Source organism: Streptomyces sp. NPDC001135, from assembly GCF_053598395.1.
This window is the reverse complement of record NZ_JBSFKD010000019.1, coordinates 140,251-159,037: the sequence shown is the minus strand read 5'-3', so window position 1 is coordinate 159,037 and position 18,787 is coordinate 140,251. Positions and strand designations below refer to the sequence as shown.

Annotated in this window: 16 protein-coding genes, 1 tRNA gene and 2 pseudogenes; 16 read left to right on the top strand and 3 right to left on the bottom strand. The window is 71.1% G+C overall.

Going from position 1 to position 18,787, the window contains the following annotated elements; translation table 11 throughout:
• Nucleotides 1-528 precede the first annotated feature (528 nt).
• From ACWC94_RS23495 to ACWC94_RS23475, 5 genes and pseudogenes are all read left to right on the top strand, one after another.
• Nucleotides 529-1,524 carry an alpha/beta fold hydrolase gene (locus tag ACWC94_RS23495; protein ID WP_450798856.1) on the top strand — a complete coding sequence of 332 codons (996 nt, stop codon included), beginning with the start codon at nucleotides 529-531 and terminating at the stop codon, nucleotides 1,522-1,524.
• Nucleotides 1,514-2,104, top strand: a pseudogene (locus ACWC94_RS23490) (ABC transporter substrate-binding protein); the annotation flags it as partial. The gene ACWC94_RS23495 and the pseudogene ACWC94_RS23490, both read left to right, overlap by 11 nt.
• Nucleotides 2,087-2,243 (top strand): annotated as a pseudogene (locus tag ACWC94_RS23485) (exo-rhamnogalacturonan lyase family protein); the annotation flags it as partial. The pseudogenes ACWC94_RS23490 and ACWC94_RS23485, both read left to right, overlap by 18 nt.
• A gap of 144 nt (nucleotides 2,244-2,387) precedes the next feature.
• A complete protein-coding gene (locus ACWC94_RS23480) occupies nucleotides 2,388-2,834 on the top strand; it encodes an SRPBCC family protein (RefSeq protein WP_450798855.1) in 447 nt (148 codons plus the stop codon).
• A 39-nt stretch (nucleotides 2,835-2,873) separates the two neighbouring features.
• Nucleotides 2,874-2,945 (top strand) — tRNA-Val (locus ACWC94_RS23475).
• 53 nt (nucleotides 2,946-2,998) lie between these two features.
• Here ACWC94_RS23475 and ACWC94_RS23470 read toward each other — a convergent pair.
• The gene (locus ACWC94_RS23470; RefSeq protein ID WP_360099333.1) at nucleotides 2,999-3,724 is read right to left on the bottom strand and encodes a 3'-5' exonuclease; all 726 of its coding nucleotides are present in this window, start codon (nucleotides 3,722-3,724) and stop codon (nucleotides 2,999-3,001) included.
• A 168-nt stretch (nucleotides 3,725-3,892) separates the two neighbouring features.
• Here ACWC94_RS23470 and ACWC94_RS23465 point away from each other — a divergent pair, with 168 nt between their 5' ends.
• From ACWC94_RS23465 to ACWC94_RS23450, 4 genes are all read left to right on the top strand, one after another.
• The gene (locus tag ACWC94_RS23465) at nucleotides 3,893-4,459 is read left to right on the top strand and encodes a DUF4365 domain-containing protein (protein WP_450798854.1); all 567 of its coding nucleotides are present in this window, start codon (nucleotides 3,893-3,895) and stop codon (nucleotides 4,457-4,459) included.
• The gene (locus tag ACWC94_RS23460) at nucleotides 4,456-5,700 is read left to right on the top strand and encodes a hypothetical protein (RefSeq protein WP_450798853.1); all 1,245 of its coding nucleotides are present in this window, start codon (nucleotides 4,456-4,458) and stop codon (nucleotides 5,698-5,700) included. The genes ACWC94_RS23465 and ACWC94_RS23460 overlap by 4 nt, the downstream gene beginning before the upstream one ends.
• Nucleotides 5,701-5,821: 121 nt before the next feature.
• On the top strand, nucleotides 5,822-7,798 hold the full coding sequence (gene thrS, locus ACWC94_RS23455; protein ID WP_450798852.1) for a threonine--tRNA ligase: 1,977 nt from the start codon (nucleotides 5,822-5,824) through the stop codon (nucleotides 7,796-7,798).
• A gap of 71 nt (nucleotides 7,799-7,869) precedes the next feature.
• Nucleotides 7,870-8,427 (top strand): HIT family protein, encoded by a 558-nt coding sequence (locus ACWC94_RS23450; protein ID WP_450798851.1) that lies wholly within the window; start codon nucleotides 7,870-7,872, stop codon nucleotides 8,425-8,427.
• A 30-nt stretch (nucleotides 8,428-8,457) separates the two neighbouring features.
• On the opposite strand, the gene ACWC94_RS23445 is transcribed toward ACWC94_RS23450, so the two are convergent.
• Together ACWC94_RS23445 and ACWC94_RS23440 are read right to left on the bottom strand one after the other, a co-directional pair.
• Nucleotides 8,458-10,104 carry a hypothetical protein gene (locus ACWC94_RS23445; RefSeq protein WP_450798850.1) on the bottom strand — a complete coding sequence of 549 codons (1,647 nt, stop codon included), beginning with the start codon at nucleotides 10,102-10,104 and terminating at the stop codon, nucleotides 8,458-8,460.
• Between the two features lie 178 nt (nucleotides 10,105-10,282).
• Complete coding sequence (locus ACWC94_RS23440) at nucleotides 10,283-12,484, bottom strand: elongation factor G-like protein EF-G2 (protein WP_450798849.1); 2,202 nt, start codon at nucleotides 12,482-12,484, stop codon at nucleotides 10,283-10,285.
• 242 nt (nucleotides 12,485-12,726) lie between these two features.
• Here ACWC94_RS23440 and pgsA point away from each other — a divergent pair, with 242 nt between their 5' ends.
• The 7 genes from pgsA (at nucleotide 12,727) to ACWC94_RS23405 (ending at nucleotide 18,731) form a co-directional block, all read left to right on the top strand.
• Nucleotides 12,727-13,443, top strand: coding sequence for a phosphatidylinositol phosphate synthase (gene pgsA, locus ACWC94_RS23435; protein WP_450798848.1), 717 nt, complete (start codon nucleotides 12,727-12,729; stop codon nucleotides 13,441-13,443).
• The gene (locus ACWC94_RS23430) at nucleotides 13,440-14,348 is read left to right on the top strand and encodes a phosphatidylinositol mannoside acyltransferase (RefSeq protein ID WP_450798847.1); all 909 of its coding nucleotides are present in this window, start codon (nucleotides 13,440-13,442) and stop codon (nucleotides 14,346-14,348) included. Before pgsA ends, ACWC94_RS23430 begins: the two co-directional genes overlap by 4 nt.
• The gene (locus tag ACWC94_RS23425; RefSeq protein ID WP_450798846.1) at nucleotides 14,345-15,508 is read left to right on the top strand and encodes a glycosyltransferase family 4 protein; all 1,164 of its coding nucleotides are present in this window, start codon (nucleotides 14,345-14,347) and stop codon (nucleotides 15,506-15,508) included. Before ACWC94_RS23430 ends, ACWC94_RS23425 begins: the two co-directional genes overlap by 4 nt.
• Before the next feature lie 198 nt (nucleotides 15,509-15,706).
• Nucleotides 15,707-16,249, top strand: coding sequence for a hypothetical protein (locus ACWC94_RS23420; protein WP_450798845.1), 543 nt, complete (start codon nucleotides 15,707-15,709; stop codon nucleotides 16,247-16,249).
• 125 nt (nucleotides 16,250-16,374) lie between these two features.
• Nucleotides 16,375-17,280, top strand: a complete 906-nt coding sequence (pdxS, locus tag ACWC94_RS23415) for a pyridoxal 5'-phosphate synthase lyase subunit PdxS (protein WP_069781943.1) — start codon at nucleotides 16,375-16,377, stop codon at nucleotides 17,278-17,280.
• 43 nt (nucleotides 17,281-17,323) lie between these two features.
• The gene (gene pdxT / locus ACWC94_RS23410; RefSeq protein ID WP_450798844.1) at nucleotides 17,324-17,929 is read left to right on the top strand and encodes a pyridoxal 5'-phosphate synthase glutaminase subunit PdxT; all 606 of its coding nucleotides are present in this window, start codon (nucleotides 17,324-17,326) and stop codon (nucleotides 17,927-17,929) included.
• Nucleotides 17,930-17,978: 49 nt separating this feature from the next.
• On the top strand, nucleotides 17,979-18,731 hold the full coding sequence (locus ACWC94_RS23405; protein WP_351242888.1) for a YebC/PmpR family DNA-binding transcriptional regulator: 753 nt from the start codon (nucleotides 17,979-17,981) through the stop codon (nucleotides 18,729-18,731).
• Nucleotides 18,732-18,787 lie beyond the last annotated feature (56 nt).

Genomic DNA, 18,787 nt, shown 5'->3' with positions numbered 1-18,787 from the left:
CGCCCACCCTCCGACCAGCACGCCCACGCACCACGCCCACGCCGCACGCCCACACACCACGCCGACCGAGCCGCTCCTGCATCAACGCCCACACCCGCCGCGCACGAACGGGTCGGCCCCGTTACGCAGCGCCACACCGTCCAGCCGCCACCCTCCACCGAGCCGACTCCCAGCCGCCCCCACCCGCTGTCCTCGGCTCCGGACCGCCTCCCAGAGTCGTTCTCCGAACCGAGCCGCCTCCTCGCAAGCCGTCGTTCCCCGGCCTGGAACGGCCTCTTCCCCAGCCGTCCTCCCCGTCCGAGCGAGCCTCCGAGCGGCCCCCTGGTCCGCGACACGCCCCGCCCACCCCCAGTCCCCCTCCGGCCCCTCAGCCGTCCGTTCCCGGCACGCGCCACACGCGTAGCCCCCGGAGCTCCCCGCCGCACTCCGCCCGAGCGGAGCCCCGCACACACCCCCGCCGTACACCGCCCGAGCCGAGCCCCGCGCACCGCCACACTTCTCCACCCACCCCAGCCCGAGGAGCCCTCCATGCCCCACCCCCCGCCCACCCATCACCTGGTCCCCTCACCGGCCGGCCGTCTCCACCTGGTCGAGCAGGGCCATGGCCCCCTGGTGCTGCTGGTCCACGGGTTCCCGGAGTCCTGGTACTCCTGGCGGCACCAGCTGCCGGCCCTGGCCGCCGCCGGCTACCGCGCCGTGGCCGTCGACGTCCGGGGCTACGGCCGTTCCTCCGCTCCGACGGCCGTGGACGCGTACCGGATGCTCGACCTGGTCGCGGACAACGTCGCCGTGGTGGAGGCGCTGGGGGAGGAGTCCGCGGTCGTCGTCGGCCACGACTGGGGCGCCACGATCGCCGCCACCTCCGCCCTGACCAGGCCCGACGTGTTCCGGGCCGTAGGTCTGCTGGGCGTGCCGTACAGCCCGCCCGGCGGCCCGCGGCCCAGCGACGTCTTCGCGCGGATGGGCGGTGACGAGGAAGAGTTCTACGTCGCGTACTTCCAGCGGCCGGGCCGGGCAGAGGCGGAGATCGAGCCCGATGTGCGCGGCTGGCTCGCGGGCTTCTACGCCGCCCTGTCCGCCGACACCATGCCCGCCCCGGGCGCCCCCGACCCGCACTTCGCCAGGTCTGGCGGCACCCTGCGTGAACGCTTCCCCACCGGCCCGCTGCCGGCCTGGCTGGGCGAGGATGACCTCGACTTCCTGGCCGGGGAGTTCGAACGGACCGGTATGACCGGGGCGCTGAACCGTTACCGGAACATGGACCGGGACTGGGCGGACCTGGCCGATTACGGGGGAGCCCCGATCACACGGCCGTCGCTGTTCATCGGCGGCGGTGCGGACCCCTCGCTCGTCTGGCTGGCCGACGCGGTCAAGGCGTACCCCGAGACCCTGCCCGGCCTCCGCAGCTCGCACATCCTCGACGGCTGCGGGCACTTCGTCCAGCAGGAGCGTCCGCGGGAGACGAACCGGATCCTCATCGACTGGCTCACCACCCTGCCCGGCCGCGCCTCCCCGCCCCCATGAGAAGATCAAGGTCAAGACCGACTTCCAGACCTACCAGTCCTTCTGGGAGAAGTTCCAGACCCAGGCCGCGGGCGGAAATCCGCCGGAAGTTTTCCAAAAATGCCGTCACCTTTCTCCGGAAGTACGACAAGCGAGGAATTCTCCTCGACCTCAAGTCCCAGCTGCGGGCAGGAAATCTGACCCCGGATCACTTTCGGGACGGAGTGACGAAGGTCGGCGAGGTCGACGGAAAGCAGCTCGGAATTCCCGTCGGTTCCAACACCATGGCGCTGTCATCGACAAAACGGTGTTCCGGAAGGCCGGCGTGGAGCCGCACCCCGGGTGGACCCGGGACGACTACTTCAAGGCCGTGAAGGCCATCCACGACAAGACGAAGGTCCCCGGGGACACCGGCTACTTCGCCATCATGTACCTGTACGACCTCTACCTCCGCCAGAACGGCAAGGCGTTCTTCACCAAGTTCGGACTCGGCTCCGACCGGGCCGACCTGACGGAGTGGTGGACGGACGGCGGCAACCGCGTCAAGGCCGGCATCGTCACCGACCCGCAGGTCGTCGCCCACGGCTACACCGAGTCCGCGCCCTGGAAGCGAGGAGCTGACCGGACCGGCCACCCTGGTCGAGGGCAGCGAGGCGGGCTGGGTGTCCAGCAACGACACCACGCTCCACGGCCTCGCGGCCATCGAGGACCTGGCTCTGCTCGGCGACAGGATGCCGTAGCCGGTGGGCCGGTGAGCCGGTGAAGGGGAGCGCCGTCGCACGGGCGGCGGCGCTCGCTCCCCGAGTGTGACCGGTACCCGGACCCGGCACATGAGTACGCGTACTCAGATTTATGCACGGCACCGGTACGGGCAGACTCGCTCCATGGACTGGACCCGGTACCGCTTCCGCAGCCTGTGGCCCCTGCCCGCGCCGCCCGCCGCCGTGTACGCGGTGCTGGAGCGGCCCGAGGACTATCCCCGCTGGTGGCCGCAGGTGCGGTCGGTGACCCGGCTGGACGAGACGACCGGCGTCCTCACCATCCGGTCCGTGCTGCCGTACGCCATGACCTTCACCGCACGCCGGACCCGCCACGACCCCGACGCCGGTGTGCTGGAGGTCACCCTGTCCGGTGACATCGAGGGCTGGGCGCGCTGGACGGTGACCGCGGAGGGCTCCGGGACCCTGGCCCGCTACGACCAGGAGGTCCGGGTGCGCAAGCCCCTGCTCCGGCGGCTCGCGGTACCGGGCCGCCCCGTCTTCCGGGCCAACCACCGCCTGATGATGCGGGCCGGACGGCGCGGACTGCTGCGGCACCTGCAAGCGGTTTGAACGAAGGGCGCGGGGACCTGTATTGTTCAGTGCGTTCCCGGGCGATTAGCTCAGTGGGAGAGCGCTTCGTTCACACCGAAGAGGTCACTGGTTCGAACCCAGTATCGCCCACCGGGAAAGGCCGGTCCGCAGCAGCGGGCCGGCCTTCTGCGTGCCCGGCGGGCTCATGCCGCCGCCGGCAGCTCCGGTCGCAACGGCCAGTCCGTGTGGACGATCTCCTCCGACCCGCTGCGCGCGAACCACGCCTGCAGGCCGCGCGCCTGCGCCGCGTGCCAGTTGGCCTGGAGCGTGTGCAGCTCGGCGGGGGAGAGGCGTTCGAGACGGGTGGCGAAACGGCGGCCCAGGGCCCGTACGACCTCCAGGGCGGCCAGCGCGTCCGCACCCGCGTCGTGCGCGCCCTGCAGCGTCACGCCGTAGTGCTCGCACAGGTCCGTCAGCGTGCGGCGGCCCTTGCGGTAGCGGTCCAGGTGTTTGTCCAGCACCCGCGGGTCCAGCACCCTCAGCGGCACCGACTCGAACCAGCGGTCCAGCGACGACGCCCGGTGCCGGCGCAACTCCCGGTCCAGCAAGGTGAGATCGAAGGGCGCGTTCATCACCACCAGCGGGCGGCCCATCGCCGCGTGCTCCGCCAGCTGCTCGGCTATCTCGTACATCACCGGCGCCGGCCAGCGGCCGTTGTGCTGCAGGTGCTCCTCCGTCAGCCCGTGCACCGCCGTCGCCTCCTCGGGCACCGGCACCCCCGGATTCACCAGCCAGCGGGAAACCCGGGGGCGGGTTCCCGGCGCGTCCTGGACGACGACGGCGGCCGACACGATCCGGTCGGTCTCGACGTCCACGCCCGTCGTCTCCGTGTCGAAGGCGGCCAGCGGCCCCTCGTACCAGTACGTCATCCCAACCCAACTCCTTGTTCACCCAAGGCAGGTGACGTTCCGTCTTCTGCCCGTTTGGTGATACCCGGGCCGTTTGCGCCGTACGCCGGGAGGAGACAACAGGAGTACGGGTCTTTGCAGTTCAGCGGCCCGCAGCGGGGAAACTCATTGCTTGGAAGGCTGTTGGCCATGGCCACTCTGCAGCCCGAGCGGGGCGGGCTGCTGCCCGATCGCACGGGCCCCCTCCGCGGCACGCTCGCCACCACCGCCTGCATGGAGACACTGCAGGTCGGCTATCTGCACGCGGTCGCCGCCGCGGCCGGCTGCTCGCTGTCCCAGCCCTTCCCGGACAACGGCATCGACTGGCACGTCAGCCACAGCGCGCCCGGACACACCGTCGACGACGAGGTCACCATCAAGGTGCAGCTCAAGGCCACGTACCAGGTCGCGCCGAACCCACCGGGGCGCTCGTTCTCCTTCACCCTCGACAACGACCACCTGCGCAAGCTCGCCCGCACACCGGTCTCGGTGCACAAGATCCTGGTCGTCATGCTGGTCCCGCGCGCGCAGGACGACTGGCTGCGCGCCAGCCACGACCGGCTCGACCTCAGGCACTGCTGCTACTGGGTCAACCTCGCCGGCCACGCCGTCACCGGCCGGCACCGGACCACCGTGCGGATACCGACCGCGCGCATCTTCGACGACCGGGCGCTCTGCGAGATCATGACGCGGGTCGGGACGGGAGGCAGACCATGAGGAGCCGTCCGTACGAGGAGCTGCCGCGCCAGGTCCGGCCGCATCCCGACGACCTCGCCTGGCACCGGCCCCCGGACCCCGCCCAGGTCGACCCCGCCGTCCTCGGCGCCCTGCTGCACCGGCACGGCTGGCAGCGGCGCGGGGGAGCGGCGGGCCGGTACGGCCGCTGGACCCCGCCCGGCCCGGGCGGCGGCGGGACCAGCCTCCTCGTGCCGGAGAGCCGGGCCTTCCCGGACAGCGACGACCTGCTCGGCGAGGCCCTCGACGCCCTCGCCCGCAGCGACACACCCGCCGCGCGCGAAGTGCTGATCTCCCTCGCCGTGCCCAGCGACGAGATCCGCTGGTGGCGCGACGCCCCGAGCGGACCGGTGGGCGCCGCTTCCTGGACGGCCGACGAGCAACTGCGCGGCGGTGCCCGGCAGATGCTGCTCGCCGCCGCGCTCGCCACACACGCGCGTGCCGGCTACTACGGCGCCCGCCACCGCCGCTCCGCCGCCGCGCTCCTTCAGGACGTCCTCGTCGGCCCCGCCGCCGAGGGCCGCCACCTCACCGCGTTCGTGCCCGTGCCCACCGGCCGTCCCCTCGCCGTCCGCCTCCACCAGGCCCTGTACGCCGCCCGCGAGGCCATCGACTACCAGCGGGCCACCGGCGGCATGGACGCCTTCGACGGCGCGGTCGAGGCCGGGGTCAGCCGCGAACTGACCGAGGCGCTGGCCGCGCTCGTGCGGGGCACCGAGGGCGCCCGGATCACCGTCGCCTGGGCACCCGGCGCCGGCGTCCCCGAGGGCTGCGCCCCCTGTGCCGAACCCGTCGAGTTCTCGCCCGGCGACCTGCCCGTGCTCCGCGAGGCCGCCGCCCGCTACCTGCGCGCGGAACCCTCCGTGCCGGTCCGGATCACCGGCGCCGTCGTCCGCATGCGCCGCTCCGGACCCGGCGGCGAGGGCACCGTACGGCTGCGCGTCCTCGCCGGCGCCGAGGTGTCGCACGTCCGGGTCACCCTGGACGAGGAGGACTACCGCATCGCCGGCCACGCCCATCTCGTCGGACTCCCGGTACGGGTGCACGGCCGGCTGGAGCGCCGGGGCGGCTTCCGCCGGCTCACCGGTGCCTCCGGGGTCGTGCCCGTGCAGGTGGACGAGGGCGAGCGGGACCGGCTGATGAAGTCCCTGCAGGAGAACCTCGACTTCTTCGAGGAGGCGTGCGGGGACAGGGGCACAGGAGGGTACGGGGACGAGGACTGAGGGAGTAAGGGGACGGGGACCGAGGGTGACCGTTTCGCGGTCGGTGCCGTCGGGTCGGTACGATCGCCTGTGCGCGCGCTCCTGGTATGGCGCCGCACCCACCTTCAGTCAGGAGAGACCGGTGTCAGACGTCCGTGTGATCATCCAACGCGATTCCGAGCGGGAAGAACGCGTGGTGACGACGGGCACTACGGCCGCCGACCTCTTCGCGGGCGAGCGCTCGATCATCGCCGCGCGCGTGGCCGGCGAGCTGAAGGACCTCGCGTACGAGCTGTCCGACGGTGACGAGGTCGAGGGTGTCGAGATCTCGTCCGAGGACGGCCTGAACATCCTGCGCCACTCCACCGCGCACGTCATGGCGCAGGCCGTGCAGGAGCTGTTCCCCGAGGCCAAGCTGGGCATCGGTCCGCCCGTCAAGGACGGCTTCTACTACGACTTCGACGTCGAGAAGCCGTTCACGCCCGAGGATCTCAAGGCCATCGAGAAGAAGATGCAGGAGATCCAGAAGCGCGGGCAGAAGTTCGCCCGCCGTGTCGTCACCGACGACGCCGCCCGCGAGGAGCTGGCGAACGAGCCGTACAAGCTGGAGCTGATCGGCCTCAAGGGCTCCGCGTCGCACGACGACGGCGCGGACGTCGAGGTCGGCGCCGGCGAGCTGACGATCTACGACAACCTGGACGCCAAGACCGGCGACCTGTGCTGGAAGGACCTCTGCCGGGGTCCGCACCTGCCCTCGACCCGGCTCATCCCGGCGTTCAAGCTGATGCGCAACGCGGCCGCCTACTGGCGCGGCAGCGAGAAGAACCCGATGCTCCAGCGGATCTACGGCACCGCCTGGCCGTCCAAGGACGAGCTGAAGGCGTACCTGGAATTCCTCGCCGAGGCCGAGAAGCGCGACCACCGCAAGCTGGGCAGCGAGCTGGACCTCTTCTCGATCCCCGAGCAGATCGGCTCCGGCCTCGCCGTCTTCCACCCCAAGGGCGGCATCGTCCGCCGGGTCATGGAGGACTACTCGCGGCGCCGCCACGAGGAAGAGGGCTACGAGTTCGTCTACACCCCGCACGCGACGAAGGGGAAGCTCTTCGAGACGTCCGGGCACCTGGACTGGTACGCCGAGGGCATGTACCCGCCCATGCAGCTCGACGAGGGCGTGGACTACTACCTCAAGCCCATGAACTGCCCGATGCACAACCTGATCTTCGACGCGCGCGGCCGCTCCTACCGCGAACTGCCGCTGCGCCTCTTCGAGTTCGGGACCGTGTACCGGTACGAGAAGTCGGGTGTCGTGCACGGCCTCACCCGCGCCCGCGGCTTCACGCAGGACGACGCGCACATCTACTGCACCCGTGAGCAGATGTCCGAGGAACTGGACAAGACGCTCACCTTCGTCCTCGGCCTGCTGCGCGACTACGGCCTGACCGACTTCTACCTGGAGCTGTCCACCAAGGACCCGGAGAAGTTCGTCGGCTCCGACGAGGTCTGGGAGGAGGCGACCGAGACCCTGCGCCAGGTCGCCGAGAAGCAGGGCCTGCCCCTGGTCCCGGACCCGGGCGGCGCCGCCTTCTACGGCCCGAAGATCTCCGTCCAGGCCAAGGACGCGATCGGCCGCACCTGGCAGATGTCGACCATCCAGCTCGACTTCAACCTGCCCGAGCGGTTCAACCTGGAATACACCGGCCCGGACGGCTCCAAGCAGCGGCCGGTCATGATCCACCGTGCGCTGTTCGGCTCCATCGAGCGGTTCTTCGCCGTCCTGCTGGAGCACTACGCGGGTGCCTTCCCGGCGTGGCTGGCCCCCGTCCAGGCGCTCGGCATCCCGATCGGCGACGCGCACGTGGAGTACCTGGAGAAGTTCGCGGCGGCGGCCCGGAAGAAGGGCCTGCGCGTCGAGGTGGACTCCTCCTCGGACCGCATGCAGAAGAAGATCCGCAACGCCCAGAAGCAGAAGGTGCCCTTCATGGTCATCGCGGGCGACGAGGACATGTCGAACGACTCGGTCTCCTTCCGCTACCGCGACGGCTCCCAGGAGAACGGCATCCCGTTCGACGAGGCCATCGCGAAGATCGCGAAGGTCGTGGAGGACCGGGTCCAGATCTGACCCACCCGCTCGACAAGGCCCCCGGGGATCGTCTTCCCGGGGGCCTTTCCCGTCGTCAGCGGCGACGCCATATGCTGCACAGCATGACGAGTGAGCCGGAGCAGCAGATCGGAGTGGGGACGCAGGACGCGTTCCAGCGCCTGTGGACGCCCCACCGGATGGCGTACATCCAGGGCGAGAACAAGCCGAGCGGCCCCGGGGCCGACGACGGCTGTCCCTTCTGCTCGATCCCGGCCAAGTCCGACGAGGACGGACTGGTCGTCCGGCGCGGTGAACACGTGTACGCGGTCCTCAACCTCTACCCGTACAACGGCGGCCATCTGATGACCGTGCCGTACCGGCACGTCGCCGACTACACCGAGCTGACCGGGCCGGAGACCGCCGAGCTGGCCGAGCTGACCAAGCAGGCGATGAGGGCCCTGCGCAGCGCGTCCGGCGCGCACGGCTTCAACATCGGCATGAACCAGGGCACGGTCGCCGGCGCCGGCATCGCCGCCCACCTCCACCAGCACATCGTCCCGCGCTGGGGCGGCGACACGAACTTCATGCCGGTCGTGGGCCACACGAAGGTGCTGCCGCAGCTGCTGGCGGACACCAGGAAGATGCTGGCGGAGGCATGGTCGGCGTAGCCGACAGGTGCCCTCTGCCGAGGGCACCGCTCACGCGTCGTACAGGTCGGCCTTCCTCGGCGCCGGGTCCTGCACCAACCCGCTGAGGATGCCCGACCGCGTGCCGAACTTCTCCGTGTTCACGCCGTTCTCCTCCAGCACCCTGATCGCCGCCGAATGGACCACCCGCAGGACCGGTGTGGCCGCGCGCAGCGCGTCGTCGGCCATGAAGCGGTGCCGCCACGGCTGGTCGGCCCAGGCGTGCCGCAGACCGAACGGCTCCGGCAGGGCCAGTGAGCCGCCGAGCCAGTTGAGCAGCGGTGGGTACCAGGTCAGCGGGGCGCGCGCGGCGAGCCGGACCACCTCGTCGGTGGGGACCAGCGGCAGCATCACCTTCCGGGTCTCCCAGGGCTTGAGGGACTTGGCGACCTCCTTGCTCGGCGGTTCCGGCTTGGAGGTGAACAGCGGGTTCACCGGTCCCAGAGCGTGCCCGGTGACCTCGATGCGCAGTGTCTCGTGCAGCACCGTCACCGTGATCAGCATGGTGAGGACCAGCTGCCCGTCCCACAGCGTCCACTGCACGCCCAGATAGTGGCGGTCGCCGCTGCCGAACTGCTGCTTGTTGCAGATCTCCTGTATGGCGTGCGGCTTGACCTGGAAGGCCTCGACGTCGGTGCCCTCGGGCCTGGCCACGTCCGTGGCCTTCTCGCCGATCGGGGTGACGATCCAGTGCCGTATCGACGGCTTCGGGAAGCCGCCGGTGTTCAGCGGGCCGCGCTCCAGGAGGGCGAGCTGGTCGTGGATCGCGCGTACGACGTCCCAGCTGCGGAAGGGGTGGATCTCCCGGGTGGGGTCGGCGGGAACGAGGTCCTCGGCGAGCTGCCAGGCACCCCAGCGGGTGCCCATGCCGAGTATGCCCTTGGGGCCGGCGTAGAAGACCGAGTTCGACTGCTGCTCGGAGGTGAGCCGGGCCAGTGACTGGCGCAGCTCCTCGGCCGCGGTCTGGTTGGGTCCGCGCGGCACGGCCTCGGGGACCTTGGCGCCGACGCTGGTGCCCGAGAGCAGGCCGCCCCAGCGGGCCCGCAGATCCCTGGCCGTGCGTTCACAGATCCGCTTGGCCCAGAACCAGCCGAGCACGGGCAGCACGACGCACGCCCGGGCGTACCACGCCCAGAAGCCGCTGAACGGCATCTTGATCAGGAACAGCGCGGCGAGCACGCCGACCCCGAGGAGCAGCACGGTGCCGAGCGTCCCGGCCCGCCTGTCGTCACGCCTGGCGACGAACATGCGCAGCTGGAAGACGAGCAGCCAGGCGATCAGGCCGGGCAGGAAGAGCACTCCGCACAGGACCGTCACGGCGGTCAGGCGGTTGTCGCGCTCCCTGCGGATGTTGTTGGCCGCGAGGCAGTGCTCGACCACGAACTGCGGCTCGGAGCCGAAGGACTGGATGAGCGGCTTGCGGCCGGGAGCGAGCATCCGGGCGACCACGGCCCGCGAGAACGCCTCACCCAGATTGGGCCTCAGCAGCTTGATCTTGCCGGCCTTGACGGTCGACTGGTGCCATTCGTTGTCGGCCTTCTTGATCTCCTCGATCGGGCCGTCCCGGTACGCCGCGGAGGCCAGCGCGGAGGTCGCCGCCTGGCCCTCGTCGCCCGAGACGGGCACCTGGGGCCCGTCCCACTCCGTTCCCAACGACATTCCCGCCCCCATCGCCGCCGGCCTTGCTTCTGCGGCCTTCCCGACTTCCTCGCTCCGCACACCTGTTGAACAGGCCCTCGTTGCGATCAGCGTATCCGCCGCCACCGACAGTCCGCGGGCGGACGGCCGAAGCCGCCCGCCCGTGCGCCGGGTTGTGCGCCCGATGACACTCCGTCAGCTAGCCGTTGTCGCCCGCCTGTTCACGGATCCGCTCGGCGATCTGCGGCGGCATCGGCTCGTGCCGGGCGTAGGAGCGGTCGAAGCGGGCCGTGCCGTGCGACAGCGAGCGCAGGTCGACGGCGTACCGGCCGATCTCGAACTCGGGCACCTCGGCCCGGATCACGGTCCGGCCCGACCCCACCTGTTCGGTGCCGAGGACCCGGCCACGCCGGCTGGACAGGTCGCTCATCACGGAGCCCACGTAGTCGTCGCCGACCAGTACGGACACCTCGGCCACCGGCTCCAGCAGATGGATCCGCGCGTCCGCCGCGGCCTCGCGCAGCGCCAGCGCGCCCGCGGTCTGGAAGGCGGCGTCGGAGGAGTCCACCGAGTGCGCCTTGCCGTCGAGCAGCGTGACCCGTACGTCCACGAGCGGATAGCCGGCGGCGACCCCCTTGGCGGCCTGGGCCCGCACGCCCTTCTCCACGGACGGGATGAACTGACGCGGTACGGCGCCGCCGACCACCTTGTCGACGAACTCGATGCCCGAGCCGCCCGGCAGCGGCTCCACCTCGATCTCGCAGATGGCGTACTGCCCGTGCCCGCCGGACTGCTTCACGTGCCGCCCGCGTCCGGTGGCCTTGTTCGCGAACGTCTCCCGCAGGGAGACCCTGTGCGGGACGACGTCGACCTGGACGCCGTAGCGGCTGCGCAGCCGTTCCAGGGCGACGTCCGCGTGGGCCTCGCCCAGGCACCACAGGACCACCTGGTGGGTGTCCTGGTTCTGCTCCAGCCGCATCGTCGGGTCCTCGGCCACCAGCCGGGACAGGCCCTGCGAGAGCTTGTCCTCGTCGGCCTTGCTGTGTGCCTGGATGGCCACCGGCAGCAGCGGGTCGGGCATCCGCCACGGCTCCATCAGCAGCGGGTCGTCCTTGGCGGAGAGCGTGTCCCCGGTCTCGGCACGGCCGAGCTTGGCCACGCACACCAGGTCGCCGGCGACGGCGTGCGTCACCGGGCGCTGCTGCTTGCCGAACGGCATGGACAGGGCGCCGACCTTCTCGTCGACGTCGTGGTCCTCGTGCCCGCGGTCGGCCAGCCCGTGCCCCGAGACGTGCACCGTCTGGTCGGGGCGCAGGGTGCCGGAGAAGATGCGCACCAGGGAGACGCGGCCCACGTAGGGGTCGGAGGAGGTCTTGACGACCTCGGCGACCAGGGGGCCCGCGGTGTCGCACAGCTTCAGCTCGCGCGGCTTGCCGTCGATGGTGGTGACCTCGGGCAGCGGGTGCTCGAACGGGGTCGGGAACCCGCCGGTGACCAGCTCCAGCAGCTCGACCGTGCCGAGCCCCTGTTTGGCGCCCTCGGCGGCGGGGGCGGCGGCCAGGACGGGGAAGAAGGAGCCGCGGGCGACGGCCCGTTCCAGGTCCTGGATCAGGGTCGTGACGTCGACCTGCTCCCCGCCGAGATAGCGGTCCATGAGGGTCTCGTCCTCGCTCTCGGCGATGATCCCCTCGATGAGCCGGTTGCGGGCCTCCTCGATGTCGGGCAGCTGGTCCTCGCCGGGCTCGGACTCCTTGCGCTCCCCGGTCGAGTAGTCGAACAGCTTCTGCGACAGCAGCCCGGTCAGCCCGGTCACGGGCGCGTGCCCGTCGGGACCCTCGGGGCCGCGCAGCGGCAGGTACAGCGGGAGTACGGCGTCGGGGTCGTCGCCGCCGAAGGCCTCCGCGCAGATCCGGGTCATCTCCTCGAAGTCCGCGCGGGCGGCCTCCAGGTGTGTGATCACGATCGCGCGCGGCATCCCGACGGCCGCGCACTCCTCCCAGACCATCCGGGTGGAGCCGTCCACACCGTCCGAGGCGGAGACGACGAAGAGGGCCGCGTCCGCGGCGCGCAGACCGGCCCTGAGCTCCCCGACGAAGTCCGCGTATCCGGGGGTGTCGAGCAGGTTGATCTTGATGCCGTCCCATTCGACCGGCACCAGGGAGAGCTGTACGGAGCGCTGCTGCCGGTGCTCGATGTCGTCGTAGTCCGAGACGGTGCCGCCGTCCTCCACGCGGCCCGCCCGGTTCAGCGCCCCCGCGGTCAGCGCGAGGGCCTCCACCAGAGTCGTCTTGCCCGAACCGGAGTGGCCGACCAGCACCACGTTCCGTACGGACGCGGGCTGATCGGCCTCCAGAGCCCTGCCGGCGGCCCCGGGGTGGTGTGTCTGAGTCTTGTCGCCCATGATCCTGCCTCCCGTGCACGGTGAGGTCACTGTGGGCGCGGACACGCGGGACCCGCGTGCACTTGGCGGCTCCGGCGACGCCCGCGGTTATTCGAGCTTTCCACTCCCGTCACGCGGCGTCCATACGAACGACAGCCGCGGACGCCGATCGCGCCGCCGCACGCCCGCGCGCGGCGGCGTACGCCGGTTCGCTCCACGGGCTGCGGGTGCCCGCCCGTCAGCCACGCGCGCGCGTGGCTACGATGGGCCAGCCGGAGGCCACCAGGGCCGCGGCGACACCGACCGTCGGGAAGGCCATGCTGAACAAGTACGCGCGTGCATTCTTCACGCGTGTCCTCACACCGTTCGCCGCGTTTCTCATCCGCCGGGGCGTGAGCCCCGACACGGTCACGCTCATCGGCACGGCCGGTGTGGTCGCGGGAGCGCTGGTCTTCTACCCCCGGGGCGAGTTCTTCTGGGGCACGGTCGTGATCACCCTGTTCGTCTTCTCCGACCTGGTCGACGGCAACATGGCCCGCCAGCTGGGCCGCTCCAGCCGCTGGGGCGCCTTCCTGGACTCCACCCTCGACCGGGTGGCCGACGGCGCCATCTTCGGCGGCTTCGCGCTCTGGTACGCGGGCAACGGACACAACAACGCCCTGTGCGCCGTCTCGATCTTCTGCCTGGCCAGCGGCCAGGTGGTGTCGTACACCAAGGCGCGCGGCGAGTCCATCGGACTGCCGGTCGCCGTCAACGGCCTCGTCGAACGCGCCGAGCGGCTGGTGATCTCGCTGGTCGCGGCCGGTTTCGCCGGCCTGCACAAGTTCGGTGTGCCGGGCATCCAGTGGCTGCTGCCGATCGCCCTGTGGATCGTCGCCGTCGGCAGCCTCGTCACGCTGATCCAGCGGGTCGTCACGGTCCGCCGCGAGTCCGCCGAGGCCGAGGCGGCGGCCCAGCAGAACGCCGAGGCCGCGCAGTGAGCGCCGCCGAACGGCTCACCGACGCGCTCTACGGCGCCGGCTGGAGCACCGTCAAGAAGCTCCCCGAACCCGTCGCGGTCCGCCTCGGGCGGAGCATCGCCGACCTCGCCTGGAAGCAGCGCGGCAAGGGCGTACAGCGCCTGGAGTCGAACTACGCGCGCGTGCTGCCCGACGCCGGCCCGGAGCGCCTGCGGGAGCTGTCCCGCAGGGGTATGCGCTCCTACCTGCGCTACTGGATGGAGTCCTTCCGGCTGCCGGCCTGGAGCCGTGAGCGCGTGAAGTCGGGCTTCGACCCCAAGGACATACACCTCCTGACCGACGGGCTCGCCGCCGGCGGCGGCGTGATCCTCGCCCTGCCGCACATGGCCAACTACGACCTGGCCGGCGCCTGGGTCACCACCAAGCTGGGGACACCCTTCACCACGGTCGCCGAGCGGCTCAAGCCCGAGACGCTGTACGACCGTTTCGTCGCCTACCGCGAAGGCCTCGGCATGGAGGTCCTGCCGCACAGCGGCGGCTCCGCCTTCGGCACCCTGGCCCGCAGGCTGCGCGACGGCGGCCTGGTCTGCCTGGTCGCCGACCGGGACCTGTCCGCCTCCGGCGTCGAGGTCGGCTTCTTCGGCGAGAAGACCCGGATGCCCGCGGGCCCGGCCCTGCTCGCCCAGCAGACCGGCGCGCTGCTGCTGCCGGTCACGCTCTGGTACGACGACTCGCCCGTCATGCAGGGACAGGTCCACCCCCCGGTCGAGGTACCCGAGTCAGGTACGCGGGCCGAGAAGACGTCTGTCATGACACAGGCGCTGGCCGACGCCTTCGCCACCGGGATCGCCGACCATCCGGAGGACTGGCACATGCTCCAGCGGCTGTGGCTCGCCGACCTCGACCCCGCGAAGGGACCCTCGTGAGAATCGGGATCGTCTGCCCGTACTCCTGGGACGTGCCCGGCGGCGTCCAGTTCCACATCCGCGACCTCGCCGAGTACTTCCTCCGCCTCGGCCACGACGTCTCCGTGCTCGCCCCGGCCGACGACGACACCCCCCTGCCGCCGTACGTCGTCTCGGCCGGCCGCGCGGTCCCGGTACCGTACAACGGCTCGGTGGCCCGCCTGAACTTCGGCTTCCTGTCGGCCGCGCGGGTGCGGCGCTGGCTGCACGAGGGCGCCTTCGACGTGGTGCACATCCACGAGCCGACCTCGCCCTCGCTGGGCCTTTTGACCTGCTGGGCGGCCTCCGGCCCGATCGTGGCCACGTTCCACACCTCCAACCCGCGCTCCCGGGCGATGATCGCCGCGTACGCCATCCTCCAGGCGGCCCTGGAGAAGATCAGCGCGCGGATCGCGGTGAGCGAGTACGCCCGCCGGACGCTGGTCGAGCACCTCGGCGGGGACGCGGTGGTCATCCCCAACGGCGTCGACGTCGACTTCTTCGCCAAGGCCGAGCCCAAGCCCGAGTGGCAGGGCGACACGATCGGCTTCATCGGCCGTATCGACGAGCCCCGCAAGGGCCTGCCCGTGCTGATGAAGGCCCTGCCGAAGATCCTTGCCGCGCGTCCGCAGACCCGGCTGCTGGTCGCGGGCCGCGGCGACGAGGAGGCGGCCGTCGAAGACCTGCCGAAGGAGCTCCGGTCGCGCGTCGAGTTCCTCGGCATGATCGGCGACGAGGACAAGGCACGCTTCCTGCGCAGCGTCGACCTGTACGTCGCGCCCAACACCGGCGGCGAGAGCTTCGGCATCATCCTGGTCGAGGCCATGTCGGCGGGCGCTCCCGTCCTCGCCTCCGACCTGGACGCCTTCGTGCAGGTCCTGGACCAGGGCGAGGCCGGCGAGGTCTTCGCCAACGAGGACGCCGACGCGCTCGCCGAGGCGGCCGTACGGCTGCTGGAGGCCCCGGCGCGCCGCGAGGAGCTGCGCGAGCGCGGGAGCACGCATGTGCGGCGGTTCGACTGGTCGACGGTCGGCGCGGACATCCTGTCCGTCTACGAGACGGTGACGGCCGGCGCGGCGGCGGTCGGCGCGGACGAGCGGGCAACGGGCCTGCGGGCGCGGTTCGGCCTGGCCCGGGACTGAGACCGCGCCCGTCCGTCCGGCCGGGTCTGTGGCTGTGGCTGTGGGGTGCGGTTCGGGCTGGTCCGGGAACTGAGGCGGGGGTCGTCCGGCCGGGTCTGCGGCTGAGGCTGTGGGTGCGGTTCGGGGGCGACCGGGACGGCGGTCGTGGTCGTCCGGACCGGCCCGTGACCGGCGCCGGGCAGCCGATAGCCTTCCGCCGTGACCGCAACCCTCATCTGGATCCTCGTCGCACTCCTCGCGATCGGCGTGTACCTGAGCTGGACGGCCGGGCGCCTGGACCGGCTGCACGTGCGGATGGACGCCGCGCGGGCCGCGCTCGACGCACAGCTGCTGCGGCGGGCCTCCGTCACGCAGGAACTCGCCACCTCGGGCGTGCTGGACCCGGCCGCCTCGATCGTGCTGTACGAGGCCGCCCACGCGGCCCGGCAGGCGGAGGAGGAGCAGCGGGAGGTCGCCGAGAGCGAGCTGAGCCAGGCCCTGCGCGCGGTCTTCGAGGACCCGGCCCAGGTGGAGGCCGTACGCGAGGCCCCGGGCGGCGAGGAGGCGGCCCGTGAGCTGGCCGAGGCCGTCCGCCGGGTCCCGATGGCCCGCCGCTTCCACAACGACGCCGTGGGCGCCGCCCGCAGGCTCCGCGAGCACCGCAAGGTCCGCTGGTTCCGGCTGGCCGGCCACGCCCCGTTCCCGCTGGCCTTCGAGATGGACGACGAGCCCCCCGCGGCCCTGGTGGAGCGGGCCTCCTGAACCCCGGGGGAACCCTCCCTGGACGAAAAGGATCCACCGGCTTGCCATTGGCCCTTGCTGTGGCCTGGTCCACTCGCGTTTCCTCGGTGAGGCAGTAACCCTCTTTCCCTTCAGTGAGGTCACCCGTGTCCACCATCGAGAACCAGGCTCCCGAGACCGGCACCGCCCGCGTGAAGCGCGGCATGGCCGAGCAGCTCAAGGGCGGCGTGATCATGGACGTTGTCACGCCGGAGCAGGCGAAGATCGCCGAGGACGCGGGCGCCGTCGCCGTCATGGCCCTGGAGCGGGTCCCGGCCGACATCCGCAAGGACGGCGGCGTGGCCCGTATGTCCGACCCGGACATGATCGAGGGCATCATCGACGCCGTCTCGATCCCGGTCATGGCCAAGTCCCGCATCGGCCACTTCGTCGAGGCCCAGGTCCTGCAGTCCCTCGGTGTCGACTACATCGACGAGTCCGAGGTCCTCACCCCGGCCGACGAGGTCAACCACTCCGACAAGTGGGCCTTCACCACCCCGTTCGTGTGCGGTGCCACCAACCTGGGCGAGGCCCTGCGCCGCATCGCCGAGGGTGCCGCGATGATCCGCTCCAAGGGCGAGGCCGGTACCGGCAACGTCGTCGAGGCCGTCCGCCACCTGCGCCAGATCAAGAACGAGATCGCCAAGCTGCGCGGCTTCGACAACCACGAGCTGTACGCCGCCGCCAAGGAGCTGCGCGCCCCGTACGAGCTGGTCAAGGAGGTCGCCGAGCTGGGCAAGCTCCCGGTGGTCCTCTTCTCCGCCGGTGGCGTGGCCACCCCGGCCGACGCCGCCCTGATGCGCCAGCTCGGTGCCGAGGGCGTGTTCGTCGGCTCCGGCATCTTCAAGTCCGGCGACCCGGCCAAGCGCGCCGCCGCCATCGTGAAGGCCACCACCTTCTACGACGACCCGAAGATCATCGCGGACGCGTCCCGCAACCTCGGCGAGGCCATGGTCGGCATCAACTGCGACACCCTCCCCGAGACCGAGCGCTACGCCAACCGCGGCTGGTAACCCACCCGGTACGGACCTCACGGACCTTCAGGTACTGAACCCCATGAACACTCCTGTCATAGGCGTCCTGGCCCTCCAGGGCGACGTACGGGAGCACCTCATCGCCCTGGCCGCGGCCGACGCCGTGGCCAGGCCGGTGCGGCGCCCCGAGGAACTCGCCGAGGTCGACGGCCTGGTGCTGCCCGGCGGCGAGTCCACCACCATCTCCAAGCTGGCCGTCCTCTTCGGTGTGATGGAGCCCCTCCGCGCGCGCGTGCGGGACGGCATGCCCGTCTACGGCACCTGCGCCGGCATGATCATGCTCGCCGACAAGATCCTCGACCCGCGCTCGGGCCAGGAGACCATCGGCGGCATCGACATGATCGTGCGCCGCAACGCCTTCGGCCGCCAGAACGAGTCCTTCGAGGCCGCGCTCGACGTGAAGGGCATCCCGGGCGATCCTGTGGAGGGCGTCTTCATCCGCGCCCCCTGGGTGGAGTCCGTGGGCGCCGGTGCCGAGGTGCTCGCCGAGCACGACGGCCACATCGTCGCCGTGCGCCAGGGCAACGCGCTCGCCACGTCGTTCCACCCGGAACTGACCGGCGACCACCGCGTGCACTCCCTGTTCGTCGACATGGTGCGCGCCAACCGGGCACCGGAGTCCTTGTAGGATCTCTGGAGTTCCGTACAGAGATTGGTTACGCGAAGGAGACAGGCAGATGTCCGGCCACTCTAAATGGGCCACGACGAAGCACAAGAAGGCCGTGATCGATGCCAAGCGCGGCAAGCTCTTCGCGAAGCTGATCAAGAACATCGAGGTCGCGGCGCGGATGGGCGGCGTCGACCTCGACGGCAACCCGACCCTCTACGACGCCGTCCAGAAGGCCAAGAAGCAGTCGGTCCCGAACAAGAACATCGACTCCGCGATCAAGCGCGGCGGTGGTCTCGAGGCCGGCGGCGCCGACTACGAGACGATCATGTACGAGGGCTACGGTCCGAACGGTGTCGCGGTGCTCATCGAGTGCCTCACCGACAACCGCAACCGCGCCGCCTCCGACGTCCGCGTCGCCATGACCCGCAACGGCGGCAGCATGGCCGACCCGGGCTCCGTGTCGTACATGTTCAGCCGCAAGGGCGTCGTCATCGTCCCCAAGGGCGAGCTGAGCGAGGACGACGTGCTCGGTGCCGTCCTGGACGCGGGCGCCGAAGAGGTCAACGACCTCGGCGAGACCTTCGAGGTCATCAGCGAGGCCACCGACCTGGTCGCGGTACGCACCGCCCTGCAGGAAGCCGGCATCGACTACGACTCCGCCGAGTCGAGCTTCGTCCCGTCCGTCCAGGTCGAGCTGGACGAGGAGGGCGCCAAGAAGATCTTCAAGCTGATCGACGCGCTCGAGGACAGCGACGACGTGCAGAACGTGTTCGCCAACTTCGACGTGAGTGACGAGATCATGGAGAAGGTGGACGCGTAACGCTCCGCGCGTACGGCGAGCTTTCCGGCGGGCCGGTGGGACACGTCCCACCGGCC